This is a genomic window from Streptomyces sp. NPDC002536 (genome assembly GCF_053594995.1).
Window position 1 is genome coordinate 1 of the sequence record NZ_JBSFWU010000008.1, and the last position, 24512, is coordinate 24512.

Consider the following 24512-nt stretch of genomic DNA (forward strand, 5'->3'; position numbering starts at 1 on the left):
TCCTGATCGCGGTCCCGACCGGTGTGAAGTTCTTCAACTGGATCGGCACCATGTGGAAGGGCTCGCTGTCCTTCGAGACCCCGATGCTCTGGGCCACCGGATTCCTGATCACCTTCGTGTTCGGCGGTCTGACGGGCGTCATCCTGGCCGCGCCGCCGATGGACTTCCACGTCTCGGACTCGTACTTCGTCGTCGCCCACTTCCACTACACGCTGTTCGGCACCGTGGTCTATGCGATGTTCGCCGGATTCCACTTCTGGTGGCCGAAGTTCACCGGGAAAATGCTCGACGAGCGGCTCGGTAAGGTGACGTTCTGGACGCTCACGGTGGGTTTCCACACCACATTCCTCGTCCAGCACTGGCTGGGGGCCGAAGGCATGCCCCGCCGGTACGCCGACTATCTCGCCTCCGACGGCTTCACCGCGCTCAACACGATCTCCACGATCGGTTCTTTCCTGCTGGGCCTGTCGCTCCTGCCGTTCTTCTACAACGTCTGGAAGACCGCCAAGTACGGCAAGAAGGTGGAGACCGACGATCCATGGGGCTTCGGCCGTTCCCTGGAATGGGCCACCTCCTGCCCGCCGCCACGGCACAACTTCGCAGTCCTGCCCCGCATTCGTTCCGAATCCCCGGCTCTGGACCTGCACCGTCCTGACGTCACCGCAGCCGAACCGGCAGCCCGCTGAGGAGCGAGGAGAACCACGTGTCCCGGACAGTCCTCGCACTGGGTGCCGCAGTGATCGGCGCGGCCGGCTGCGTCTGGTACCTGCCCGCCGTGGCCGACCTGCGAGCCGGCGACGACCGGCCGCCCGCCCGGCGGACCGCCGCCCTCGCCTGCCTGACGGGGTGGGGAACCCTCGCCGCCGTCACGCTCGTGCTGCTCGCTCAGGCCCCGTGGCGCGTTGCCGGGGTCGTGGCCGCGGTCGGGGCGGTGGTCGCCTCGTCCCTCTCCGTACGTGCCGGGGCGCTGCGGCGGCGTGATCGGCAGGAGGCCGAGAAGTGGGCGGCGTTGCTCGGAGCGGCGTCGGTCGCCGCCTCCGGGCGGCTCCGCCGGGCAACCCTGGCGTGGGGGCTGTCGGGGATGGCCCTGGCGGCTGCGGGAATGCCGTTCCTGGCGAGGCAGCTCGTGCTCTGAGTTCGCAGGTGCCGAGGGTTCCTGCCCGGCCCCACTGCGCAACCAGGGCGCGAGGCCCGGCACGCAGGCGCGGCCCATGGGAGCCGGGCTCGAAACTCTACGGGCTGCGCGCAAACGCGCCGAGGTCGAACTCACCCGGCTCTACAAACAGCAGCGCACGTCGCCCTGGCCCTGCAGCGCAGTCTCGTGACTCCACCCACGACTGTAGTCGCGGGCTTCCTGTGTCGGTGGCTGAGCACCGCCGCAGAGGACCAGCCCGGCCCTGTGCAGGACGTTCAGCGTGCCCACGCGGTCGGCATTCTCCACCAGTCCGCACTTGACGCACTCGAATTCTGCTTGGGTGACGCGGTTCTCCTTCGCGACGTGCCCGCATCCGCCTAACTCAGGCGGGCACGTGCGGGAGGTGTTGCGGGCGTCCACTTCGATCACGCGGCGAGCGGCACTCTCAGCCTTCTGCGCCAGGATTCCGAGGAACTGTCCCCAACCCGCATCCAGGATGCTCTTGTTCAGTCCGGCCTTGGCAACGGCGCCGTTCGCAAGGAACGCGCCGTTCTGCTCGGGGTCGGGCCTGGGCGCGGGCGCTGTGGTCGTCGACGTACCGCCCGGGTCCACGCTTGCCCTGTACACCGACGGCCTCGTCGAAACCCCCGCCACCGACATCGAGCAGCAGATCACCGCGCTCGCCTCGGAGTTGAGCCGTTCCTTCGGATCCGCATGCGGTCTCGAGGCGACGGCGGACCGGGCCCTCGCGGCTCTTCTGCCCGATGTCCCCGGCCACAACGACGACGTCACCCTCCTCCTGGTCCAGCTGCCGCCCGCCCCGCTCGCCTGGGCCTGCACCGAACTTCCGTCGGAGCCCCGCGCTGCCGCCGACGGACGGCGGTTCCTCGCCGTCACCCTCACTGCGTGGAACTGCTCCGAGGCGCTCGACGACGCCCGGTTGCTGACCTCCGAAGTCCTGACGAACGCGATCTGCCACGCCTCCGGCCCGATCCAGCTGCGGGTGCGCAGGGGCATGGACGAACTCACCGTCGAGGTGACCGACCGCAGCCCCCAGCCCCCTCAGCCGCGGCTCGCGGAGGCGGGGGACGAGTCGGGCCGCGGCCTGCTGCTCGTCGACGCCCTGGCGGACAGCTGGGGCACCCGGCCCGTCGACCAGGGGAAGACCATCTGGTTCACCCTCCGCCTCACGGCGACGGACGCGCCGGACTCACTCCTGTAGGCCCTGGAAGGAGATGGGCAGGTGCCGGGGTCCGCGCAGGGCCGGGTTCTGCCGGTACGGGGGCGGGTCCTCCACCAGGGCGGGGTTCCTGAGCCTGCGGGCGAGCGCGCTCAGCGCGAGCTGGGTCTCCAGACGGGCCAGCGGTGCGCCGAAGCAGTTGTGGATGCCGCTGCCGAAGCCGAGGTGCTGGTTGTCCGGGCGCTCCGGGCAGAAGCGTTCGGGGTCCGTGAAGCGCCGGGCGTCGCGGTTGCCCGAGCCGAGCGCGAACAGGATCGTCGCTCCCCGGGGGATGGTGGTGTCCGCGATGTCGACGTCGGCGAGGGCGACGCGCGGAGGCATCAGGTGCACGGGCGGTTCGTAGCGCAGGAGTTCCTCGACGAGCGGGACGGCCAGCGCGGGATCCTTCGCGAGACGCGTGAGGACCTCCGGGTGGCGGAGGAGGGTGAGCATGCCGTTGGTGATGAGGTTGACCGTGGTCTCGTGGCCGGCGACGAGCAGCAGGACGGCGGTGCTGATGAGTTCGACGGGGTTCATCTGCCCGTCCGGGCCACGGTCGTTGGCCATCCCGGAGAGCATGTCGTCGCCCGGGGTGCGGCGCCGCTCCTCGATCAGTCCGCCCAGGTAGCGTCCCAGGTCCGTCCTGGCCTGTTGGCTCTCGCGCATCCTGGCCTCGCGGTCGTCGCCCGTGCCGGGGTCGAGGGCGCCGACGATGGCGTCGGCCCAGCCGTGAAAGCGGGCTTCGTCCTGGCGGGGCACGCCGAGCAGCCGGCAGATCACCGTGACGGGGAAGGGGTAGGAGAAGTCCTCGACGAGGTCGATGCGGTCCTTGCCCCGGAGGTTGTCGATCAACTCGGCGACGGTCGAGGCGAGTTCGCCCTGCATGTCGTACACCCGGGTCGGGGAGTGCGGGGGGCCGAAGTGGCGCATGGCCAGGCGGCGCAGCCGGTCGTGGTCGGGCGGGTCGAGCCGGAGCATGGAGGGCGGGAGGCCGGTGTCCTCCTCCGGCGGCAGTCCGTCGCCGTCACCGTCGCGGGTGAGGATCCTGCGGCTGTCCGAGCTGAGCCGGGGGTCGTGCAGCAGGCTCCTGATCTCGTAGTAGCCGCCGATCAGGAAGGTGCCGTCGTCCTGGCGGGCCACCGGTGTCCTGCGGAGTTCGGCGTAGAGCGGGTAGGGGTCGGCGCGGTTGGCGTAGTCGGTGATCTGCTGGAGCAAGGTGCCCGGTGCCATGGAACGCTCTCCTGCGGGGGTGGTCTCGGCCGGCGGCGCTCCGCCGCCGTGCGGGGGTGCCGCGGTGTCAGGCGCGGGCGGGGGTGAAGCGGACGCGGCGCCCGGTGGGTTCGTAGCCGCTGAGGGTGACGGTGGGCCCGTGGCTGGGCAGCGAAGGGTCGGGGAAGTCGGCGGAGACCGGGCGCAGCCCTTCCGGGCGCCGGTCGACGTTGTCGAACTCGGGCGGGAACGGGGCGCATTCCTCGATCCGCTCGCGGTAGAAGTCGAGCCACTTCGCGTTGTCGAAGGCGACCGCGGCGATGATGCGGCCCTGGTAGCCGTACACGCCGGTGAAGCGGCCCTCGGCGAGCGAGCCCTGGGTGATGACGATCTCCTCCCCCATGGGCGGGACGCCGACGGACTTGATGTTGACGCCGAACTGGGCGGACCAGAAGCACGGCACCCACAGGTGGGCCCGGCGGTCCGGGGTGGCGCTGATCATGTTGTGGGCGGCGATCCCGGCCTGGGCGACCGCGTTGCCCCAGTGTTCGAGGGAGAGGAACTGGTAGCCGAACAGCGGGTGCGGGGTGCGGGCCACGTCCCCGGCGGCGAAGACGTCGTCCGTGACGATGCCCTGGACGTCGAAGGCGCGGCACCCGGCGTCGCAGGCCACGCCACGGGGGCCGGCGGCCAGCCCCGATCCGTCCAGCCAGCCGGTGTTGCGGGTCGCCCCGAGGGCGACGACGGCGATGTCGATGTCGAGTGCGGTGCCGTCGGACAGGTGGGCGCGCCGCAGCCGGCCGACCGAGTCGCCCTCCAGCGAGGTCACCGTGATGCCGCAGCGCAGGTCCACGCCGTGGGCCCGCTGCAGGTCCGCGGCCACCGCGCCGATCACCCCGCCCAGCGCGCCCACCAGCGGCGCCGGCCCGCGTTCGGCGACGGTGACGTCGATGCCCCGTTCCCGGCAGGCGGAGGCGATCTCGGAGCCGGTGAACCCGGCGCCGACGACCAGGACCCGGCGCGGCCCGGCGGCCAGGCGTCGTTCGAGCCGGGTCGCGTCCTCGTCGGTGCGCAGGGCGAAGACGCCGTCGAGGGCGGCCTCGGCCTCGTTGAACCAGGGGCGGGCGCGGACGCCCGTGGTGATCAGGAGGCGGTCGTAGCCGACCTCCTGGCCGTCGGCCAGGTGCACCTTCCTGGCTGCCATGTCCAGTCCCGTGGCGGCCGTGCCGAGCCGCCATTCGGCGTCGAAGGGCAGCCGTTTGGGCAGCGAGGTGGCCTCGGGGCGGACGCGGCCGAGCAGGACCTGCTTGGACAGCGGGGGGCGGTCGTAGGGTTCGCGGGGGTCGTCGCCGATGATCGTCAGCGATCCGGTGAAGCCCTCCATGCGCAGCGTCTCCGCGGCCCGCAGGCCGGCCAGGGAGGCGCCGACGATGACGATGCGCCCGTCGCGCCGGAACGTCCGCAGGGCTCCGTCAGCGGACATGGGACCCTGCCCCTCCGGCCGTGGCCGGCGCCCCGTCCGCCCCGTCCGCCTCGACCAGGATGGCCTGGACGGGGCATGCCTCAGCCGCTCTGAGCACGTTTTCGCGCTGGGCGTCGTCGCACACGGGCGCGTACATCAGCGCTTCCTCGCCGTGCAGGGTGAACACGTCCGGTGCAAGGAACGCGCATTGCGCATAGCCCTGGCACCGGTTGAGATCGACGACAAGTTTCATGACGGACGTGGCCCTTCGCCGCTGTCGTGCTCCGATGCTTTTCGCGAGGTATGTTCCATTTACTGCGCACCTGCGCGGCGTCCGCATGTGGAGCGCCACCAAAAGGGAAGCCCATGCCCGCGCACGATCCCCCGGCGATCCGTGACCACGCCCTCCTCAGCGACTGCCACTCGCTCGCGCTGGTCGGCCCGGACGCGTCCGTGGAATGGGCCTGCTTCCACCGCTTCGACGCCCGCTCGGTGTTCGCGCGGCTGCTGGACCGGGACGTCGGCGGGTACTTCCGCATCGCACCGGCCGGTGTCTTCGAGACGACACGGCGGTACCTGCCCGGCACCAACGTCCTGGAGACGCGGTTCCGGACGCCGACGGGGACCGTCACGGTGACCGACTGCCTGCCCGTGCACGAGGACCCGGGCCGGCCCGGCCGCCCCCGGCGCCGGCCTCCCGGCCATCTGCTGCTGCGCCGCATCCACGGCGAGGCGGGCGAGGTGCCGGTGGAGATGGTCTTCGCGCCCCGCTTCGACTACGGCCTGACCACCCCCTTCCTCGAACCCGCCGCCGACGGCCTGCTCGTGGCGGGCGGCGGGGCCGACGCCCTGCTGCTGCAGAGCGACCTGCTGCCCCTGCTCCCGCACGCCGACGGAACCTGCACCGCCCGGGCCACGGTCGCCCGGGGCGAGGAGCGGTACGTCGCACTGACGCACAGCGAGGCCGGCCGCCTGCAGGTGCACCGGCTGCCCGCCCCCGAACTGCGCAGCCGCCTGCAGGAGACGATCGGTTTCTGGGAGCGCTGGACGGCACGCTGCACCTACCGGGGCCCGTACCGGGAGGCGGTCGTGCGCAGCGCGCTCGTCCTCAAGGGGCTCGTCTACGACCGCACCGGCGCCATCGCCGCGGCCGCCACCACCTCGCTGCCGGAGGCGCCCGGCGGGGAGCGCAACTGGGACTACCGCTACTGCTGGCTGCGCGATTCCGCCGCGATGCTCGCCACGCTGGGGAGCATCGGCTACACCGACGAGGCCCGGCGCTTCGGCGAGTGGCTGCTGCGCACCACTGCGGGCCGTGCCGAGGAACTGCAGATCATGTACGGCATCGGCGGGGAGCGGCTGCTGCCCGAGTTCCGGCTGGAGCATCTGCGGGGTCACCGGGACTCCCGGCCCGTGCGCATCGGCAACGGCGCCTGGAACCAGTTCCAGCTGGACGTCTACGGCGAGATCGTCGCCGCCGCCGGGTACCTGGCGGAGCGGCACGGACCGCCCGGGCCGCGGGGGCTGGCGTTCCTGCGCGAGGTCGTGGAGCTGGCGGCCCGGCGCTGGGAGGAGCCCGACGAGGGCATCTGGGAAGTGCGGGGCGGCAGAAGGCACTTCGTCTTCTCCAAGCTCATGGCCTGGAGCGCCCTCGACTGCGGGATCCGGCTGCTGGAGCGGTACGGCGAGGGCGTCGCGGACGCACGCGACCACGAGCGGTGGGCCCGGGTCCGCGCCGCGATCCGGGCCCGGATCGAGAGCCGCGGGGTGGACCCGCGCACCGGCGCCTTCATGCAGGCCTTCGACTCCCCCGCCCTCGACGCCGCCACGCTGCAACTGGGGCTGCGCGGCTTCCTGCCCTTCGACGACCCGCGGATGCGGGCCACGGTCGACCGGATCGACGCGGAACTCACCCGCGGCGGCCACTGCTACCGCTACCGCACCGACGACGGCCTGCCGGGCGACGAGGGCACCTTCGTCTTCTGCACGCTCTGGCTGGCCAACGCCCTTGCCCGCGCGGGCCGCACGGCCGAGGCCGAGGAACGGCTGGCCCTCGTCCTCGGCTGCGCCAACGACCTCGGGCTGCTGGCGGAGGAGATCGACCCCGGCACCGGAGACCAACTCGGCAACTTTCCCCAGGGGTTCAGCCATCTCGGCGTGATCACCGCGGCGTTGACCCTGCAGAGCCCGTCGACGCGCTGACGCGGGTACGCAGGGTCCGCACAAGGATGTGACCGCTGACGGCCAGCATCCAGACCGGGAAGACGAGTTCGAGGTGAGCGGCGTCGCTGACGGAGAAGAGCAGCACCAGCGCGACGAGATAGCCGAGCCAGGCCAGCCAGCGCGGGAAGACGCCCAGGCGGTGCCCGATCGTGGTCGTGGAGAGCACGAACACGGCGGCCATCCGCGTGAAGTAGCCGGAGAGCAGCGTCAGGACGAGGTGGCGCCCGTACTGCCAGAGCTCGTCCCGGACCGGTGTGGGAGGCTGCGTCGCGAAGCCGGTCACGGCCAGCAGGCTGCCCGCCGTCGCCGCGAGGACGAACAGCATCGCCACGAACAGCAGCCCGCTGCCCAGGAACAGCGTGGCGAAGAACCGGTCCTCGGCCGCGCCGACGTAGTCCCTGAAGCAGCCCATGAACCACAGGAAGAAGACTCCTGCGAACGGCACCAGGGCCAGCGCCGTGGTCAGGCTGCCGCGCTGGGAGGTGTCGGCGAACCAGTCCGCGGCGTCCTGCGGATGCTCCGGCACCGCCAGGCGCACCAGGACGACGCCGGCGCCCAGCAGCAATGCGGAGACGATGCCCGCCACCGCGGCGACGCGTGGTGTCCGCAGTCCCCGCCCCGCCGTCCTTCCGCTGGTCCGCATGGCGTTCTCCTCCGGCAGTCGCTCCCGTGCCGAGCCCTCGTCGTGCAGTGGGTCCCCGCGGGCACGGCCCGGCTACACCCGCACGGGCGACTGTCACTCCCCTGGCCCGCCCTCCCCGCCCGCCCGTCGTGCGCACCGGCGCGTCCCCGGTGATCCTGGGGACGTGACAGGTCTCGCCGACACGGACGGCGGAGCGGACGACCGGGGCCGGCACCGGCGGGAGCAGCCGCGGACCGATTACGGAGGCGCGGTCTACGGCGCGCTCCTGGCCGCCTCCGTCGTGGCCGGCACCGGGGCGCTCGGCCCCTACCGCCGGGTGGGGCTCGTACTGCTCCTGCTGGTCACCGGCCTGGTGTTCTGGGCCGCGCACGTCTACTCCCGCCTCGTCGGCGAGCGGGAGACCTACCGGCACCCGTCCTGGGCCGTGATCAGCGGCGTGGCGCGCCAGGAGTGGCCGATCGCCCAGGCGGCGGTGCCCCCGGCCCTGGCCGTGGCGATCAGTCCGCTGCTGGGGCTGGACCTGGAGGGGACGGCCTGGTTCGCCCTCGCCGTCGCCCTGGCCGAACAGATCGGCTGGGCCGGCGCGGCGGAGGTCCGCGCCGGCGGCTCCCGCCGGCGGGTGATCGCCTCGGGGGTCGTCAACCTGGTGCTCGGGCTGGTCATCGTGATCCTGAAGGCCGTCGTGCACGAGCACTGAAAGACCCGATTCGGATTCCGGCGGGCTCACACGGATGCAGGACGCGGCACCAGGGTGTTCCCGCCGGTCCGCCCGGCGAGATGGTCGGCGATGTTGTCCGCCGTGGCCTGCACGATCTGGCCGACCGCGTCGCGGGTGAAGTACGCCTGGTGCGAGCTGATCAGGACGTTCTTGAAGGTCATGAGCCGGGCGAGGGTGTCGTCGGTCATGACCTCGAGGGACTTGTCGAAGAAGAAGACGCCCGCTTCCTCCTCGTACACGTCCAGGCCGACGCCCTCCAGCCGCCCGGCGCGCAGGGTCTCCACGAGCGCGTGGGCGTCCAGCAGGCCACCGCGGCTGGTGTTGATCAGCACGGCGTCGTCCTTCATCCGCGCCAGCGCCCCGGCGTCGACGACGTGATATGTCTCGGGCACCAGCGGCGCGTGCAGGCTGAGGAGGTCGGATTCGGCGAACAGGCGTGTGCGGTCGACGTATTCCATGCCCAGCGCCTCGCACTCCGGGTTCGGGGCCACGTCGTGGCCGAGCGGCCGCATCCCGAACCCCGCGGCGATGCGGGCGAACGCGGTACCGATCTTCCCGGTACCGAGCACGCCCGCCGTGCGGCCGTGGAAGTCCCGGCCCATCAGGCCGTCGAGGCGGAAGTCGAAGTCGCGGGTGCGGGTGACGGCCCGGGGGATCCTGCGGTCAACGGCCAGGGCGAGCGCCCACGCGAACTCGGCCACGGAATAAGGGGAGTAGCAGGAGACCCGGGAGACGGCCAGGCCCGACCTGCGGGCCGCGTCGAGGTCGATGTTGTTGTATCCCGTGGCCCGTTGCGTGATGAGCTCGGTGCCGCCTGCGGCGAGGGTGCGCAGGACGTCCTCGTCCAGGACGTCGTTGACGCTGCTGCAGACGATCCTGCGGCCGGCCGCCGTCGGCGCCGTGTCCGCGTTGAGGACGAGGTCCAGGCACCGCAGGTCGTGGTCGCAGCCGAGCGCCCGTTCCAGCAGCGGCCTCTCGTCGGTGGTCACTCCGTACGCCACGATGTCCGCCATGTTCCCGTGCTCCTTGCGGTGGGCCACGCTCACGGGGACGGTCGAGGCGCGGAGCATGATTCCCGTCATCGAGCGGTTGTGCCGTTCCGTGGACGGTGTGGTCGCGGTCCACCAGAACCTCACGTACACGGCCGACGACACGGGCGGCGGTTCCCCGGCTCCATGAGCCCGAGATCGATCGACCTTGCGATTCCGTGGGCGCGCACATTCGAACCCTCTCCCTCCGCCATCCCCCGGAGAGTTCGGCGAAGACCCGGGCACGGCGTGCACGCCACCGCAAGTCCCCAGGTGAACAGCCGCAACCGCGATGTCAACAGGCGCAGTTGTCTTACCGGGTTGCGTTCCGCTTCCCGGCACGCCGTAGCCAAGGCTTACCTCATCGGGTTTTCCTACTTATCGCCGAGACGTCCATGGCGAGGGGAACCCCATGACGACACCAGCAGAACGTCAACAGGCCGAAAATCAGGCACAGTTGAGCCTCAGCACGGCAGCAGCCCGCAATCTGGCGACAACCACCAAGTCCATACCGCAGATGCAGGGCATCAGCTCGCGCTGGGTGATCCGCATGCTGCCCTGGAACGAAGTCGCTTCCGGTACATACCGGGTCAACCGGCGGCTGACCTACACCGTGGGGCGGGGGCGGGTGAGTTTCGTCAAGACCGGCGCGGAGGTCCGCGTCGTGGCGTCCACACTCACCGAAGTGCCTCCGCTGCGCGGCTTCCAGGAGGAGAGCCTCCTGACGGAACTGGCCTCGCGTTTCACCCAGCGGGACTTCGAACAGGGCGACGTACTCGCCGAGATCGGGCAGCCGATCGAAGAGGTCTTCCTCGTCGCCCACGGCAAACTCAACAGGATAGGTACCGGCAAGTACGGCGAACCCACAGTGCTCGGCACCGTCGCCGACGGTGACCACCTCGGCGACGAGGCCCTCCGGCAGAACGATCCCGTCTGGGAGCACACGGTCAAGGCCACCACCAGCGGCACCGTCCTCGCCCTGCCCTGGACGGCCTTCCAGCAGCTCCTCCACCGCTCCGAGGCACTGCGCGGCCAGATCGACAGCTACCTCACCACCCACCAGCAGTCGGTCAACAAGAAGGGTGAGGCCGACGTCGAACTGGCCTCCGGCCACGTGGGCGAGCCCGAGCTCCCCGGCACCTTCGTCAACTACGACCTAGCGCCCCGCGAGTTCGAGCTGAGCGTCGCGCAGACCGTGCTCCGCGTGCACAGCAGGGTCGCCGACCTCTACAACGACCCGATGAACCAGGTCGAACAGCAGCTGCGGCTCACCATCGAGGCGCTCCGCGAGCGCCAGGAGCACGAGCTCGTCAACAACCGCGAGTTCGGGCTGCTCCACAACGCCGACTACGGCCAGCGCATCTCCACCCGCTCCGGCCCGCCCACGCCCGACGACCTCGACGAACTGCTGAGCATGCGCCGCAGCACCCGGATGATGTTCGCCCACCCGCGCGCCATCGCCGCCTTCGGCCGCGAGTGCAACAAGCGCGGGATCTACCCCGACAGCGTGCAGGTCGACGGGCACCTGGTACCCGGCTGGCGGGGCGTGCCGATCCTCCCCTGCGGCAAGATCCCCGTCAACGGCGGAGGCCACAACATCTCCTCCATCCTCGCCCTGCGCACCGGCGAGGAGGACCAGGGCGTCATCGGCCTCCGCAAGACCGGGCTCCCCGACGAGTACGAACCCGGCCTCAACGTACGGTTCATGGGCATCAACGACCAGGCCGTCATCTCCTACCTCGTCAGCACCTACTACTCGGCAGCCGTCCTGGTCCCCGATGCCATCGGCCTGCTCGAGAACGTCGAGGTCTCCCGTCACCACGACTGAAACGTCCGCCGCCTCGCCGTTCCGGCGAGCGGGAGCGTAACGGGAACGTAAGGAGACCCGGTTGTCACTGCTGTCCCGCGCCTTCTCCACCACGGCCACCCACGAGCTCGCCGGCCTGGTGACCGCGCTGCTGGCCCACCAGGGGAACGCCACCCCCGCCCTGCTGCCCCCATCACCCCGCCGAGTCCCGGCCGGATTCCCCACCGGACCCACCGGGCTCGGGACGTCCGCCGCCCGGATAGCACCGGCACCGACGGCCGAGCCACCCCGGACGGAGCCCGTACGTCCGGCACCGGGCGGGCAGGTACCCCCGCTGTACTGCCCGCCCGCCCTCCGCGACGACCCCGTCCTCGCGAAGGAGGTGAACGACCGCCTGGTCGCCTGGGCCGCCGACGTGGGCATCTATCCGGACCGGTCGGAGGAGTTGCGAGCCACCGACTTCGGGCGCCTGCTGATGCTCACCCACCCCGACACCGACGATCCCGACCGGCTGCTGGCCGCCGCCAAGTGCGGGCTCGCGGAATGGTCGGCCGACGACCACTACTGCGACGACGCATCCGCAGGAGCCGATCCGCGGGCGCTCGGCCCCCGGCTGTGCGTCGCCAACGCCGCCGTGGACCCCGCCCACCTCCCGCTCCGCTACGCGCCGGAACTGGAACGCGCCCTGCGCGACGACCCCGTCCTGACCGCCCTGCGCTCGGCCCTCGACCACATCGCCCGCTATGCCGCCCCCGCGCAACTCGGGCGGCTCGCCCACGAGATGGCCGGCCTCTTCGCCGGCTTCAACGCCGAGGCCGGCTGGCGCACCGTCGAACGCATGCCCCCGGTCTGGGAGTACCTCGTCAACCGCCAGTGCAACAGCTTCCTGCCGATGGTCGCCCTCGTCGACGCCGTCGGCGGCTACGAGGTCCCCGCCGCCGAGTACTACGCCCCCCGGGTGCGCCGGGCCTTCAGCATGGCCTGCACCGCCGCCACGCTCGTCAACGACCTCTACTCGATGGCACGCGAGAGCACCGGCCCCGGCCTGGAGTTCAACCTCCCGACGGTGATCGCGGCCGAGGAGAAATGCGCACTCGAAGAGGCCGTGCACCGCAGCGTCCTCGTCCATGACGAGCTCGTCCACACCTTCGAGGCCGAGGCCGTCGTCCTCGCCGCCGACGGCTCACCCGCGCTGCGCCGCTTCCTGGCCGGCACCTGGGCCTGGCTCGGCGGCAACCGCGAATGGCACAGCACCACCCCACGCTACAACGCGGCATGACCGCCGCGCAGAACAGAGGAGTTCCCCATGGCCTCGACGATCGGACACACCGCCAAGGTCCTCCGCACCTCCTACCAGAAGTCGGTCGCGGCGTACTGGGACAGTGAGCAGGCCCCCGTCAACCTCCGTCTCGGCGAGGTCGACGGCCTCTACCACCACCACTACGGCATCGGGGACTACGACCCGTCCGTGCTCGAAGGCCCCAAGAGCACCCGGGACCGGCGCGTCGTCGAGGAACTCCACCGGCTCGAGACCGCACAGGCCGAGGTCCTTCTCGACCACCTCGGCAGCATCACGGCCCAGGACCGGCTCCTCGACGCCGGGTCCGGCCGCGGCGGCACCAGCTTCATGGCACACCAGCGCTTCGGCTGCGCGGTGGACGGCGTGACGATCTCCGAGCGCCAGGTCGGCTTCGCCAACTCCCGGGCCGAGGAACGGGGTGTGGCCGACCGGGTCCGCTTCCACTTCCGCAACATGCTCGACACCGGCCTCGACACCGGCTCCCGCCGTGCCGTCTGGACCGACGAGACCACGATGTACGTCGATCTCACCGAGCTCTTCGGCGAGTTCTCCCGCCTGCTGGAGTACGGCGGTCGGTATGTCTGCATCACCGGCTGCTACAACGACATCACCGGCGGCCGCTCCAAGGCCGTCAGCCGCATCGACGAGCACTACACCTGCAACATCCACCCCCGCAGCGCCTACTTCAAGGCCCTCGCCGCCAACGGCCTCGTCCCCATCAACGTCGTCGATCTGACCGCCCAGACCATTCCGTACTGGGAGCTACGGGCGCAGTCCTCGGTGGCGACCGGGATCGAGGACACCTTCCTGACGGCATACAAGGAGGGCAGTTTCCATTACCTCCTGATCGCGGCGGACCGCATCTGACCTCCCCTCACGAGGGATGCGACGGCGCAGGCGGTCACCCCGGGTCCGGGTGACCGCCTGTGGCGTCAGCGTTCCGTCAGGGGTGCGGGGTCGGCGATCGGAGTGCCGTAGAGGCGGTACCCGCCGTCCGTGTTGATGTCCGGCACGTGGCCCTCCTGGAACAGGAGGATGATGTCGGAGCCGCCGAAGAGGAAGTAGCCGAACTCTTCGCCCTTCGGCACCTGGGCACCCTTGGTCATCGTCATGTGGACCGACGAAACCTGTGCCATGCCCACCGGGATCACCGCGACCAGCCCGACGTCGCCGTACGGGGAGCCGGCGGTGTCGATCACGACGACTCCGCGTGCCTGGGTGAATTCGTAGCCGTCGGCGCTGTTGTCCGGGGCGTCGAACTGCCCGTCACTGCCGATGGTGACGTCCAGGTACACGCTGTCGTGGATGGGGAAGCACTCCATCACTTTCCCGGCCACGGGGGTGTGGAAGCGGTGGTACGAGTACGGAGCGAGGAAGTAGTGCACGAACTTGCCGTTCGCGAACTTGTCGCCGTACGCGCTCTGCTTGAGGAGTTCCGGAATCGAGCCGATGGTGTGTGTGAGTTTGAGTCGTAGTGGACCGTCGGACTGTTCGACGACATTGGAGTTCTCGTCGATGTCGTAGGTCGCCTTGTAGGTGCAGTCGGCCGGCATGGTCACCGTGCGGTTGTCCTCCGGTTTGCCGATCGGCCGCAGGCCGGGGTTGAGCTCGCGGGCGAAGAACTGGTTGAAGGTGAGCCAGCCGCTCGGTTCGTTGGGCTTCTGGTCGGGCTGTTCGCCGACCATCGAGTCGTCAATGCGGTAGAGCAGCGAGCGCCTGAACGTCTCGAGGTGCTCGTCGCTGAACGACGCCGTCGTGTCGAGGAAACTCCCCCACGCAGCGACGTATTCGACCAGCCAGGTCTTGAACCATGGATCGTTCTGCACGATCGTGGGTTTTCCATTGCCGACCGGCTGGTCGATGAGGTAGTAGAAGTGGCACAGTCGGTCGAAGACTTCCTGCTGCCCGTGCTTTGCGTCGAGTGTCCAGGCAGCGCTGCGGCCCTGGCTCGGCGCCCACCGGGAGAACGCGTCCAGGTAGTCGAGGTAGCTGGAGACGTCCTGCGGCCAGTCCAGCGCGTCGAACAACTCGGGTTTGAGTTTGTTCTTCTCTGCCGCATTCGCACGCGCCTGCTTGAGCGAATCCGTCAGCAGGTCGGCCAACTCCTTGTGCTCGGCCAGATATTCCCTGAGTTCGTCGATCACCTGGGCCGAGGAGGACGCAGCGGTCATCGTCAAGCTCCTGTCGTCGATGGGATTCCCGCTCTGTCGGCCGCTTTCCGGCCGTGTCGCCGTCCACACGCTTCCAGCGCCGTGGAGGACAGAGGAGTGCAATATTGGACACCGATGTCGCCGGGTGCGGAAAGCTCATGCCGCATCGCTGCGGCAGTTGCGAAAAAACTCCTGACTCGGCCTTGCCGGACACGAGGATGTGACTCAGTGACGCGTGACTGGAGTGAAGGTTGTGCAGTCGTACGTTGCGAGGTGATCAAGTGCCACCAGCGGGGCGTGAACTGACCTGTGAGTCAGTTATGACAGCGGCGAATTCAAGAATCCTCTACCTGACCGAAAGCGGCACTCCGCCGTGGACGCCGACGACGACCGGGCGGGTCCCGGCCATCGTGGGCACTTTGCGTTTCGCCTGACCACCTGTCGGACACCACACTTCATGACCGTGACGATGGGGTGGATGCGATGCCTCTTGAGGGCGAGTACGAGCCGAGTCCGGCGCAGTGGGTGCGCGATCAGGTCGAGCTGTACGAGAGTTCGGGCGGCACGCAAGGGACGACGCTCTGGGACACGGGCCTGCCCGTCGTCATTCTCACGACGCGCGGCGCGAAGAGCGGCAAGGTCCGCAAGATCCCGTTGATGCGCGTGGAGCACGAGGGGCGGTACGCGGCCGTGGCCTCGAAGGGCGGCTTCCCACGCCACCCGGTCTGGTACTTCAACGTCAAGTCCGACCCGCACGTGGAGCTCCAGGACGGGTCCGTGCGCCGGGATATGACGGCCCGTGAGATCTCCGGGGACGAGAAGGCCGAGTGGTGGGAGCGCGCGGTCGCCGCGTATCCGCCGTACGCCGAGTATCAGGAGAAGACCGACCGTGTGATTCCCGTCTTCGTGCTGGAGCCCGTGCGCGGGTAGGACCCGACGTCTCCCGTATCCGGTCGGCGCAGTCAGCACCCCGCGCTCGGCCGGCGGTTCCTCTGCCGTCGGGAGGTCCCCTGTTGTACGGACCGCAGCTACGCTTTCGGCCCCCATCCGGCTCGACGGGCAGGGGCCGCTGGACGCACTGAGCATTCGTCAAGAACGGCTGCCGTGGTCGGACCACCGGACTTGCCCGGCTACGTACCAGCAGTAGTCGGGGCAGTCGACGCCGATCGGGGCGTCGCCGTCGTTCGGCCGGGCAGTCGGGCGGTTCACCTCGGGATTCCAGACGTGCCGGACCGCCTTGACACTCCCTGCCGGCGATCGCCCACGGGAAACCGGGGTCTCAACCACCCCTCCCGGGAAGTTCATATGATTTATGGCTGGTGGCGATCTACGGCCCGCCCACGCCATGGATGCGTCCCCCACCGAGCAGACAGAACGCATGTGCCTGGCCGGCTCGGACTCGGAGGTAGCGCGTGACGGTGTCGGATGATGCGGTGGCGGTGGTCGGGGCGGGGCTGCGGTTCCCTGGCGGGATCTCCTCGCTGGACGGGCTGTGGGACGCCCTGGCCGAAGGCCGTGACCTGGTGGGCGAAGTGCCTCCGGACCGGTTCGACGTACGGCGGTTCTGCATGCCCGGAGAACCAGGGGCGCTGCGGCCCGGCAAGTCGTACACCACCGCGGGCGCCTTCCTCGACGACGTGACCGGCTTCGACGCCGGGTTCTTCGGCATGGCGCCGCGGGAAGCCGCCCGGGTGGACCCCCAGCACCGGCTGGCGCTGGAATGCGCGGTGGAGGCGCTCGACGACGCCGGTATCGACCCGGCGCACCTGGCAGGCGGTGACACAGCCGTGATCGTCGGGGTGGCCACCCATGACTTCGCCGACCTCCAGCAGTACCGGCCACGGGGCGTGAGCCCCTACACGATGAGCGGTGCGGCCAACTGCAATGCGGCCAACAGGATTTCCTACGCGCTCGACCTGCGCGGGGCGTCACTGGTCGTCGACACCGCCTGCTCCTCCGCGCTCAGCGCCGTGCACCAGGCCTGCGAGGCACTGCGCGCCGGACGCAGTCGACTGGCCCTCGCGGGCGGAGTCAACGTGCTCCTCAGCCCGAACTCCTTCGCGGGTTTCTCGATGGCGGCCATGCTCTCGCCGACGGGGCGGTGCCGGCCCTTCGCCGCGGCGGCCGACGGCTTCGTACGTGCCGAGGGTGCCGGGGTGGTCGTCCTCAAGCCACTGGCACGGGCCCTGGCGGACGGGGACCGGGTGCACGGGGTGCTCGTCGCCGGCGGGGTCAACGCCGACGGCCGCACCGAGGGGCTGGCGCTGCCCAGCCCGCGGGCCCAGGCCGCACTGTTGCGCCAGGTGTACGAAGAAGCCGGTATCGCCCCGCGCGAGGTGGCGTACGTGGAGGCGCACGGTACGGGGACGCAGGCCGGGGACCCGGTGGAGTGCCGGGCCCTGGGCGAGGCGCTGGGCCGTCACCGGGAGGACGCCGGGCCGCTGCCGGTGGGGTCCGTCAAGTCGAACCTGGGCCATCTGGAAGCCGCGGCCGGGATGGCGGGGCTCTTCAAGGCGATGCTGGTGCTGCGGGAGGGCCGGATCCCGGCCACGTTGCACGGCGAGCCGGTGAACGAGGCCATCGACTTCGCCGGTCTGGGGCTCGAACCGGCTACGCGCACGCGGCCGTTGGCGGCCCTGGGACGTGGCGTCGTGGGCGTCAACTGCTTCGGGTTCGGGGGCGCCAACGCCCATGTCGTCGTGGCCGCCGCTCCGCCGCAGCCGACGCGGCTCCCGGACGCCGGACCCACGGGACGACGGCTGCCTCTGGTGGTCAGCGCGCGGACCCCGACCGCGCTGGCCGAAGCCGCCGGACGGTGGGCCGATTTCCTGGAGGACGAGGGCGGCTCACGGTCCTGGTACGACGTGGCGTACACGGCGTGCCGACGGCGCGGTCGGCACGAGGAGCGGTTCGCCGTCCTCGCCTCGGACGCGCGGGAAGCGGCCGGGCGGCTGCGGGACTTCGCCTCGGGCGAGGCGGTGCCGGGAGGGGCACGGGCCCGGTCGGTCGAGCGGGGCCGGGTCGGATTCGTGTTCTGCGGCAGCGGCGCGTCATGGCCCGGCATGGGACGCCGACTCCTCGCGGAAGACGCGGCCTTCCGGGCGGAGGCCGAGGCCATGGATGCCGAACTGGCCCCGCTGACAGGCTTCTCGGTACTGGACGCGCTCACCGGGCCCGGCGACGCGCACGACTGGGGAGCCACGGAAGTCGCCCACCCGCTGCTCTTCACCGTGCAGGCGGGCCTGGTGGCCGCACTGGACGCACGCGGAATCCGCCCCCACGCGGTGTGCGGCCACAGCGTGGGCGAAGTGGCGGCCGCCTACGCCGCGGGTCTGCTGGAGCGCACGGCGGCCTGCCGGGTGATCGCCGCGCGGAGCCGCGTCCAGGCCCCGACGGCCGGAGCGGGCCGGATGGCCGCCGTCGGGCTGGGCGCCGACGAGGCCGACGGGCTCCTGCGCGAAGAGGGACTGGCGGGCCTGGTGGTCGTCGCCGGCATCAACGGAGCGCGGGACGTGACGCTCGCGGGGGACGCCAAGGCGCTGCAACGCGTCGGTGAAGTGCTGGACGGACGCGGGGTGTTCGTCCGCGACCTGGGACTGGACTACGCCTTCCACAGCCCCGTCATGGACGGTTGCGAACAGCCGCTGAAGGCGGCCCTGGCGGATCTGGAGACGGAGGACGGGCGTCTGCCGCTGGTGTCCACCGTCACCGGCGATGTGGCCGGGCCACGGAGCACGGACGCCGGGCACTGGTGGCGCAACGTCCGTGAACCCGTACGCTTCTCCGCCGCGATCGACACGCTGACCGGCGAGGGCGTGGACTGCGACGTCCTGGTGGAGATCGGCCCGCACCCCGTGCTGGGCACCTACCTGCGCCGGTTGACGGCCGGCGACGGGCTGCGGCGGGCCGTCGTGCCCACGATGAGCCGGGCCGCTGCCGGTCCCGGAGCGCTGGACACCGCTCAGGCCCATCTCCTGGCGGCCGGCGCGCGCGTCGACTGGGACGCATACTTCCCCCGCCCCGGGCGGGTGACGGAGCTGCCGCCCTACCCCTGGCAGCGCGAGCGGCACTTCCACGGCGAACCCGACTGGTGGCCCGGCCCGGAGGCCGGCTCCCACCCACTGCTGGGCGGCCGGCAGCCGAGCGCCGGCCCGCTCTGGGAGCTGCAGGTCGAACCGCACCGGCAGAACTGGCTGGCCGACCACAGGATCGGCAGCGCCGTGGTGTGGCCCGCCACCGGCTACGTGGACATGGCCCTCTGCGCCGGGCGGGAACTCCTCGACGGCCCCGTCGAGTTGACCGGGCTGGTCATCCCCCGGGCGCTGACCGTTCCGGTGGACGACCTGGCCATGGACGTACGCGTCCAGACCGCCGTCGGCGAGGCCGGCCGGATCACCGTCTCCAGCCGCAGCGGGGAGGACGGGAAGACGTGGATCGAGCACGCCCGCGGCCGGGTGCGCCGACTGGAACGCGACCGGCCGACCGGCCTCGACCCCGTTGCCCTGACCACCCGCATGACCGGCCACCACGGCGGCGCCGAGCACTACGCCCGGTGCGCGCGGTTCGGCATCCCCTACGGACCGGCCTTCCGCGTGCTGACGGACCTGCACACCGGCGACCGCGAGGCGATCGCTCGCTACCACTCCGATCCGCCCGGGGAGGACGGTCATCTCGCGCACCCCGCCGTGCTCGACGGCGCGATGCAGATGCCCATCCTCTTCCGGGGGGACACCGCGACCCTGCCGGAGCCGCTGCTGCCGGCGGCCATCGCCACCGTCCGCTGCTGGCAGCCCCTGCCCGCCACCGGATGGATGCACGCCCGCCTGCACGTCCTGACGGACCACGAAGCGCTCTGGGACGTCCAAGTGGCCGACGACGCGGGAACAGTGGCGCTCGAACTGCTGGGCTGCCGCGCCCGCCGCTACACCGCCGCCCGCCCCACCCGGCCCTCCTCCCTGACCGAGGTGGTACGGGCGGCGCCCCTGCCGGGCACCCCCGCGACACCGTCCCCGCTGCCCGCCCCCAGCGAGGTCCTCAATGCCTGCGAGGAGCCGGCTCCGCACGACCGGAGCAGGCCGGGATTTACGCACCGGCGCCGGCGACTGCTGGAGGTCACGGCGCACTTCACCGCCGAGGCGATGAACGAACTGCTCCCGGGCGATGTGGAGTTCACCCTCGACCACCTGCACGCCGCCGGTGTCGACCGTGGGTACGCCCTGTTGCTGCGCACTCTGCTGGACACCGCCGCCCGGACGGGCACCGTGGAGGCGACCGGGCCCGGACGCTGGCGGCGGACCCACGAGCCGCGCCCCCGGCCGCTGTTCCAGGAGTTCCTGCGGGACTTCCCCGGTGACGCCTCATTCGCGCACCTGAGTGCGGTGTGCGGACGGCACCTGGCCGATGTCCTGCGTGGCACGACGGATCCGCTCTCCCTGCTGTTCGGCGAGGCCGATCCGCTGGTGGCCCGGGTGTACGACGCCACCGCCGAGGCACGCGTCTGCAACCTCGCCGCGCGCCAACTGCTCCGCGGCGCCACGCGTGACTGGCCCGGCGGCCGGCCGCTGCGCGTGCTGGAGGTCGGCGCGGGGACGGGCGGGCTGACAGGCCGGCTCCTGCCCTTCCTGCCGGCCGGGACGTCGCACTACACCTTCACCGACGTCAGTCCGGCCTTCTTCCCCGCGGCCCGGGACCGCTTCGCCGCCTTCGACTTCGTCCGCTACGAACGTCTGGACCTGAACGAGGACCCCGCCGAACAGGGCTTCCCGCCCTCCTCGTTCGACATCGTCATCGCCGCGAACGTCCTGCACGCCACCCAGGACGTCGCATTGACGCTGCGCCGGCTGGCCGCGCTCATGGCCGACGGCGGCCACCTGCTCGCGCTGGAAACGCACGATCTGCCGTTCATGGCACCGGTCTTCGGCCTCCTGCCGTCCTTCTGGGAGCGTGCCGACGCCGCTCTCCGCCCCGACGGCCCCTTCCTCGGCCGGGCGCAGTGGTGCGCTGCCATGGAGCGCTGCGGTTTCCAGGACATCGTCACGCCGCCGGTCCTGCGCGAACACGCGGATTTCACCTCCGTGTTCCTCGCCGCCCGCTCTCCGCGCACCGGCACCACCCGCCGGGCCCCGGCGTCCGCCGAGCCGGGACAGGGCAACGACAGCCGACGCTGGGCGGTCGTCGGCGAGCCCGGTGCGCCGGAGATGCGGGAGGTGCTGGCGGCGACGGTCAGCGCGCTCCGCGCGGAACACGGCTATGGCAGGGTGCGCCTCGTACCGGCCGGGGAGGACGCGGGCGCGCTCACCGGAGCCACGGACATCGTCGTCCCGGCCGACGGGTCCGCGGTGCCGTCCGACGGGCCGGTCCGGCTCACCGAGGATGCCGTCGGACACCTGGGAGCGGTACGCGACCTCGCCCGGGCTCTCCCGGTGGACGACGCGGCGCCCCGGCGCACGGTCTGGCTCCTCACCCGCGCCCAGGGCCCGGACCCGAGCCTCTTCCCGGCGGCCGGCGCCTCCGCGGCGGTGTGGGGTGCGGCGAGGACCTGGGGCAACGAACGCTCCGACCTGACGGTCCGCAAGGTTGGCCTGGCCCTGGCGGGCGCACCGGAGGAAGCCGCGGCCGTCGCCGGTCACCTGCTGCGGGAAATGCGTCACGTCCCTGCGGACGACGAGGTGTTCCTCACCGCGGACGGCAGGTTCGTCCCCCGGGTCGGTCCCCGGCCCGCACCGCTCCCCACGCCGGGGAACACGGCGGACGCCCCCTACGCTCTGACCCTGAGCAACCCCGGACTGCGCTACCGCCTCGCCTGGCGGCCCGCCGTCCTCGACCGGCCCGGCCCGGGCCAGGTCGTCCTCGACGTGGCCGCGGCCGCCCTGAACTACCGCGACATCACCACCGCGACGGGCATGACGCCCGCCCCCTACCCGAACCGCCCCTTCCCGGGCGGGGAGTGCGCCGGCACGGTACGCGCCGTGGGCCCCGACGTCACCCACCTCGCTCCCGGCGACCGCGTCTGCGGGCCGGTGCTCGGCGGTGGCCTGGCCTCGCGCACCCTCGCCGACGCCCACCTCCTGGTACCCGTGCCCGGGCACATGGGCTTCGCCGAGGCCGTCACCCTGCCCGTGGCCTTCCTGACGGTGCACCACGGCCTGGGGCAACTGGCCCGGCTCGCGGCGGGCGAGACCGTCCTGGTGCACAGCGCCGCCGGCGGGGTCGGGATGGCCGCCCTCCAGTACGCGCGGAACACCGGAGCCCGGGTGATCGCCACCGCGGGCAGCACGGCCAAACGGGACCTGCTCCATCTGCTGGGCGTCGACGACGTCCTCGACTCGCGCAGTCTGCGCTTCGCCGACCAGGTCATGGACCTCACCGGCGGCGCGGGCGTCGACGTCGTGCTCAACTCCCTGGCCGGGGAAGCCATGATCCGCAGCCTGGACGTCCTCGCACCGCACGGCCGCTTCGTGGAGCTGGGCATGCGGGACTTCCTGGCCGACAACGCCCTCCCGCTGGCGGCCTTCCGCAGGAACCTCGCCTTCTTCGGCGTCGACCTCACCGCCGTGCTCAACAGCCGCCGGCGGTCGGGACCCTGCCTCGCGGCACTCCACGAAGCCCTGCACAGCGGCAGCATCCGCCCCCTGATGCACCGTACCTATCCTGCCGACGCGGTCCAGGAGGCGTTCGCCCAGCTCCAGCACTCCCGGCACACCGGCAAGATCGTGATCACCTTCGACGGGCCGTCACCCCTGCCCGTCCCGTCCGAGCACCTCGCACCCGACCCGACGGCCACCTATCTGATCACCGGCGGGCTCGGCGGCCTGGGCGCGGCCACCGCCCGGCACCTGGCGGACCGCGGCGCCCGCCATCTGACGCTGCTGAGCCGCCGCGGACGCCGGTCCCCCGAGGCCCCCGCCCTGCTGGCCGACCTCGAACAGCAGGGGGCGGAGGTCACCGTGCACGCCGTGGACGCCGCCGACGAACGCGCCCTGCGGGCCGTGTTCGCGGCCGTCGACGCCTCGGGCCGGCGGCTGGCCGGAGTCGTCCACGCAGCCCTGGACCTGCGGGACACCGAACTGCCCGAGTGCGACGACGAGCTCCTGCGCACCGTACTCACCCCCAAGATGACCGCCGGCCACCTGCTGGACGACCTCACCCGCGACCGGGAGCTCGACTTCTTCGTCGTCTGCAGTTCCGCCGCCGCGATGCTGGGCAACGTCCGCCAGGCCCCCTACGCCGCCGCCAACCTCGCGCTGGAGGCGATGGTGCGCGAGCGCCGACGGGCCGGGCTCCCGGCCCTGGCCGTCGAATGGGGCGTCATCAGCGACACCGGCTACGCCCGGCGCGCCGGCCTCGTACGGCCCGACCTGGGCATGGGCGGGATGACCGCCGGGGAGGCCCTGGCGGAGCTGGACCTCCTGCTCGCCCGCCCGGACACGGACGTGGTCGCGGTCGGCCGTTTCGACTTCGGCGCCAGGATCCGCCTGCTGCCCACCCTCACCGCACCACGTACCGCGGCCCTGGCACCGGCCGACAGCGGCACCGGCACCGTGCGGCTGAGGGAGAACCTGCGGCACGCGTCCCCGGAAAAAGCGACCGCTCTCGTCCACGAAGCACTCGCCGGCCTGGTCGCACAGGTCCTGCAGACCACCCCCGAACGCGTCGAGCTCCACCGGCCGTTGGCCCAGCAGGGCGTGGACTCCCTCATGGCTTCCGAACTTGCCGGGCGGCTGCGGGAGCACCTGGGCCATGAGATCTCCGCCGTCGAACTCACCGGGGCCACCACCCCCGCCTCCCTCGCCACCCGCATGCTCACCCACCTGGCAGGAACGGCCCGACGGCCCGCGGAAGCCCCATGAACACGGCTCCCCAACTCGTCACCCTGGCCTCCCGGCCCGACGCCGCCCTGCGCCTGTACTGCTTTCCGCCCGGCGGGAACGGCCCCGGCTTCTACGCGCCCTGGACCCGGCATCTGCCCGGACCGGACCTGAGCGCCGTGGGACTGCCGGGCCGGGGAGCCCTGTCCGGGCAGTTCTCGTGGACCGACCCGAACCTGGTGACCGCGGCGGTGGCCGGCCTGGTCGCCGAGCAGGACGACGGGCGACCGTACGCCCTGTTCGGTCACTCCATCGGTGCCCTGCTGGCCTGGGAAACCGCACGCCGCCTGCACCGCACCGGGCACCGCCCACCGGCCCTGGTCGCCGTGTCCGCCCTGCCCGCCCCCCATCTCGGCAGCTATGTCAGCACCTTCAGCAAGATCCTGCTCGACGCCCGGAACAGCGTCCCCCACCTGCTCGGTCTGACGGGCCTTCCCGCCGCGTCGGTTGCCGGACCTCCCGAGCAACTCGCCCGGTTCCTCCCGCCCTTGCTCGCCGACGTGCTGCTCATCTGGCACCACCGCCACCGTGACGAAGAGCCCCTGCCGGTCCCGCTGGCCCTTTACGGAGGCGACGCCGACCTCCTCGTCCCTTCCGACCAACTGCCGGCATGGAACGACCTGGTCGTCGCCCCCGCCACTCCCGTCTTTTTTCCCGGACGCCACATGTACCCCGTCGAACAGGTCGAGGCGCTGACCGCGCGACTCGCCCGCGATCTGAGCGCCGCCCTGCCGCCATGACAGGACGGCCA

General features: G+C 71.6%; 17 protein-coding genes and 2 pseudogenes. 12 read left to right on the plus strand and 7 right to left on the minus strand.

Going from position 1 to position 24512, the window contains the following annotated elements:
- Both ACWD4B_RS04990 and ACWD4B_RS04995 read left to right on the plus strand, forming a co-directional pair.
- Nucleotides 1-686 (plus strand): cytochrome c oxidase subunit I (locus ACWD4B_RS04990; RefSeq protein WP_451419443.1); only part of this gene is annotated, 686 nt, incomplete at its 5' end.
- A 17-nt stretch (nucleotides 687-703) separates the two neighbouring features.
- Nucleotides 704-1135: a hypothetical protein gene (locus tag ACWD4B_RS04995; protein ID WP_451419444.1), complete on the plus strand. Its 432-nt coding sequence runs from the start codon at nucleotides 704-706 to the stop codon at nucleotides 1133-1135.
- Nucleotides 1136-1369: 234 nt separating this feature from the next.
- On the opposite strand, the pseudogene ACWD4B_RS05000 reads toward ACWD4B_RS04995, so the two are convergent.
- A pseudogene (locus ACWD4B_RS05000) lies at nucleotides 1370-1723 on the minus strand (zinc ribbon domain-containing protein); the annotation flags it as partial.
- On the opposite strand from ACWD4B_RS05000, the gene ACWD4B_RS05005 reads away from it, so the two are divergent.
- Nucleotides 1632-2357: an ATP-binding protein gene (locus ACWD4B_RS05005; RefSeq protein WP_451419445.1), complete on the plus strand. Its 726-nt coding sequence runs from the start codon at nucleotides 1632-1634 to the stop codon at nucleotides 2355-2357. The pseudogene ACWD4B_RS05000 and the gene ACWD4B_RS05005 overlap by 92 nt on opposite strands.
- Here ACWD4B_RS05005 and ACWD4B_RS05010 read toward each other — a convergent pair.
- The 3 genes from ACWD4B_RS05010 to ACWD4B_RS05020 form a co-directional block, all read right to left on the minus strand.
- Nucleotides 2346-3584, minus strand: a complete 1239-nt coding sequence (locus tag ACWD4B_RS05010) for a cytochrome P450 (RefSeq protein ID WP_451419446.1) — start codon at nucleotides 3582-3584, stop codon at nucleotides 2346-2348. The two genes, ACWD4B_RS05005 and ACWD4B_RS05010, sit on opposite strands and share 12 nt — an antisense overlap.
- 67 nt (nucleotides 3585-3651) lie before the next feature.
- Nucleotides 3652-5046, minus strand: coding sequence for an NAD(P)/FAD-dependent oxidoreductase (locus tag ACWD4B_RS05015; RefSeq protein ID WP_451419447.1), 1395 nt, complete (start codon nucleotides 5044-5046; stop codon nucleotides 3652-3654).
- Nucleotides 5036-5278 (minus strand): ferredoxin, encoded by a 243-nt coding sequence (locus ACWD4B_RS05020; RefSeq protein ID WP_451419448.1) that lies wholly within the window; start codon nucleotides 5276-5278, stop codon nucleotides 5036-5038. Before ACWD4B_RS05020 ends, ACWD4B_RS05015 begins: the two co-directional genes overlap by 11 nt.
- 113 nt (nucleotides 5279-5391) lie before the next feature.
- On the opposite strand from ACWD4B_RS05020, the gene ACWD4B_RS05025 reads away from it, so the two are divergent.
- A complete protein-coding gene (locus tag ACWD4B_RS05025) occupies nucleotides 5392-7227 on the plus strand; it encodes a glycoside hydrolase family 15 protein (protein WP_451419449.1) in 1836 nt (611 codons plus the stop codon).
- On the opposite strand, the gene ACWD4B_RS05030 is transcribed toward ACWD4B_RS05025, so the two are convergent.
- Nucleotides 7187-7891, minus strand: a complete 705-nt coding sequence (locus ACWD4B_RS05030) for a hypothetical protein (RefSeq protein WP_451419450.1) — start codon at nucleotides 7889-7891, stop codon at nucleotides 7187-7189. The two genes, ACWD4B_RS05025 and ACWD4B_RS05030, sit on opposite strands and share 41 nt — an antisense overlap.
- 163 nt (nucleotides 7892-8054) lie before the next feature.
- Here ACWD4B_RS05030 and ACWD4B_RS05035 point away from each other — a divergent pair, with 163 nt between their 5' ends.
- Nucleotides 8055-8588, plus strand: coding sequence for a hypothetical protein (locus ACWD4B_RS05035; protein ID WP_451419451.1), 534 nt, complete (start codon nucleotides 8055-8057; stop codon nucleotides 8586-8588).
- 26 nt (nucleotides 8589-8614) lie between these two features.
- On the opposite strand, the gene ACWD4B_RS05040 is transcribed toward ACWD4B_RS05035, so the two are convergent.
- Nucleotides 8615-9622 (minus strand): 2-hydroxyacid dehydrogenase, encoded by a 1008-nt coding sequence (locus ACWD4B_RS05040; protein ID WP_451419452.1) that lies wholly within the window; start codon nucleotides 9620-9622, stop codon nucleotides 8615-8617.
- A 28-nt stretch (nucleotides 9623-9650) separates the two neighbouring features.
- On the opposite strand from ACWD4B_RS05040, the pseudogene ACWD4B_RS05045 reads away from it, so the two are divergent.
- The 4 genes and pseudogenes from ACWD4B_RS05045 to ACWD4B_RS05060 all read left to right on the plus strand — a co-directional run.
- Nucleotides 9651-9788: pseudogene (locus ACWD4B_RS05045) on the plus strand (BON domain-containing protein); the annotation flags it as partial.
- A gap of 261 nt (nucleotides 9789-10049) precedes the next feature.
- Nucleotides 10050-11465: a family 2B encapsulin nanocompartment shell protein gene (locus ACWD4B_RS05050; protein WP_451419453.1), complete on the plus strand. Its 1416-nt coding sequence runs from the start codon at nucleotides 10050-10052 to the stop codon at nucleotides 11463-11465.
- 61 nt (nucleotides 11466-11526) lie between these two features.
- Complete coding sequence (locus ACWD4B_RS05055) at nucleotides 11527-12723, plus strand: family 2 encapsulin nanocompartment cargo protein terpene cyclase (protein ID WP_451419454.1); 1197 nt, start codon at nucleotides 11527-11529, stop codon at nucleotides 12721-12723.
- A gap of 27 nt (nucleotides 12724-12750) precedes the next feature.
- The gene (locus ACWD4B_RS05060) at nucleotides 12751-13611 is read left to right on the plus strand and encodes a geranyl diphosphate 2-C-methyltransferase (protein WP_451419455.1); all 861 of its coding nucleotides are present in this window, start codon (nucleotides 12751-12753) and stop codon (nucleotides 13609-13611) included.
- 65 nt (nucleotides 13612-13676) lie between these two features.
- Here the strand turns inward: ACWD4B_RS05060 and ACWD4B_RS05065 are convergent, their stop codons facing one another.
- Nucleotides 13677-14915: a phosphatidylserine decarboxylase gene (locus ACWD4B_RS05065; RefSeq protein WP_451419456.1), complete on the minus strand. Its 1239-nt coding sequence runs from the start codon at nucleotides 14913-14915 to the stop codon at nucleotides 13677-13679.
- 462 nt (nucleotides 14916-15377) lie between these two features.
- On the opposite strand from ACWD4B_RS05065, the gene ACWD4B_RS05070 reads away from it, so the two are divergent.
- The 3 genes from ACWD4B_RS05070 (at nucleotide 15378) to ACWD4B_RS05080 (ending at nucleotide 24501) form a co-directional block, all read left to right on the plus strand.
- Nucleotides 15378-15824, plus strand: a complete 447-nt coding sequence (locus tag ACWD4B_RS05070) for a nitroreductase family deazaflavin-dependent oxidoreductase (RefSeq protein ID WP_451419457.1) — start codon at nucleotides 15378-15380, stop codon at nucleotides 15822-15824.
- Nucleotides 15825-16306: 482 nt separating this feature from the next.
- Nucleotides 16307-23743 carry an SDR family NAD(P)-dependent oxidoreductase gene (locus ACWD4B_RS05075; protein WP_451419458.1) on the plus strand — a complete coding sequence of 2479 codons (7437 nt, stop codon included), beginning with the start codon at nucleotides 16307-16309 and terminating at the stop codon, nucleotides 23741-23743.
- Nucleotides 23740-24501: a thioesterase II family protein gene (locus ACWD4B_RS05080; RefSeq protein WP_451419459.1), complete on the plus strand. Its 762-nt coding sequence runs from the start codon at nucleotides 23740-23742 to the stop codon at nucleotides 24499-24501. The genes ACWD4B_RS05075 and ACWD4B_RS05080 overlap by 4 nt, the downstream gene beginning before the upstream one ends.
- Nucleotides 24502-24512 lie beyond the last annotated feature (11 nt).

What these genes read in the sequence shown, in the direction of transcription:
- ACWD4B_RS05030 (WP_451419450.1), bottom strand. Translation starts at nt 7,891, where the DNA reads ATGCGGACCAGCGGAAGGACGGCGGGGCGGGGACTGCGGACACCACGC.
- ACWD4B_RS05050 (WP_451419453.1), top strand. Translation starts at nt 10,050, where the DNA reads ATGACGACACCAGCAGAACGTCAACAGGCCGAAAATCAGGCACAGTTG.
- ACWD4B_RS05020 (WP_451419448.1), bottom strand. Translation starts at nt 5,278, where the DNA reads ATGAAACTTGTCGTCGATCTCAACCGGTGCCAGGGCTATGCGCAATGC.
- ACWD4B_RS05080 (WP_451419459.1), top strand. Translation starts at nt 23,740, where the DNA reads ATGAACACGGCTCCCCAACTCGTCACCCTGGCCTCCCGGCCCGACGCC.
- ACWD4B_RS05040 (WP_451419452.1), bottom strand. Translation starts at nt 9,622, where the DNA reads ATGGCGGACATCGTGGCGTACGGAGTGACCACCGACGAGAGGCCGCTG.
- ACWD4B_RS05065 (WP_451419456.1), bottom strand. Translation starts at nt 14,915, where the DNA reads ATGACCGCTGCGTCCTCCTCGGCCCAGGTGATCGACGAACTCAGGGAA.
- ACWD4B_RS05010 (WP_451419446.1), bottom strand. Translation starts at nt 3,584, where the DNA reads ATGGCACCGGGCACCTTGCTCCAGCAGATCACCGACTACGCCAACCGC.
- ACWD4B_RS05070 (WP_451419457.1), top strand. Translation starts at nt 15,378, where the DNA reads ATGCCTCTTGAGGGCGAGTACGAGCCGAGTCCGGCGCAGTGGGTGCGC.
- ACWD4B_RS05060 (WP_451419455.1), top strand. Translation starts at nt 12,751, where the DNA reads ATGGCCTCGACGATCGGACACACCGCCAAGGTCCTCCGCACCTCCTAC.
- ACWD4B_RS05025 (WP_451419449.1), top strand. Translation starts at nt 5,392, where the DNA reads ATGCCCGCGCACGATCCCCCGGCGATCCGTGACCACGCCCTCCTCAGC.
- ACWD4B_RS05005 (WP_451419445.1), top strand. Translation starts at nt 1,632, where the DNA reads ATGCTCTTGTTCAGTCCGGCCTTGGCAACGGCGCCGTTCGCAAGGAAC.
- ACWD4B_RS05015 (WP_451419447.1), bottom strand. Translation starts at nt 5,046, where the DNA reads ATGTCCGCTGACGGAGCCCTGCGGACGTTCCGGCGCGACGGGCGCATC.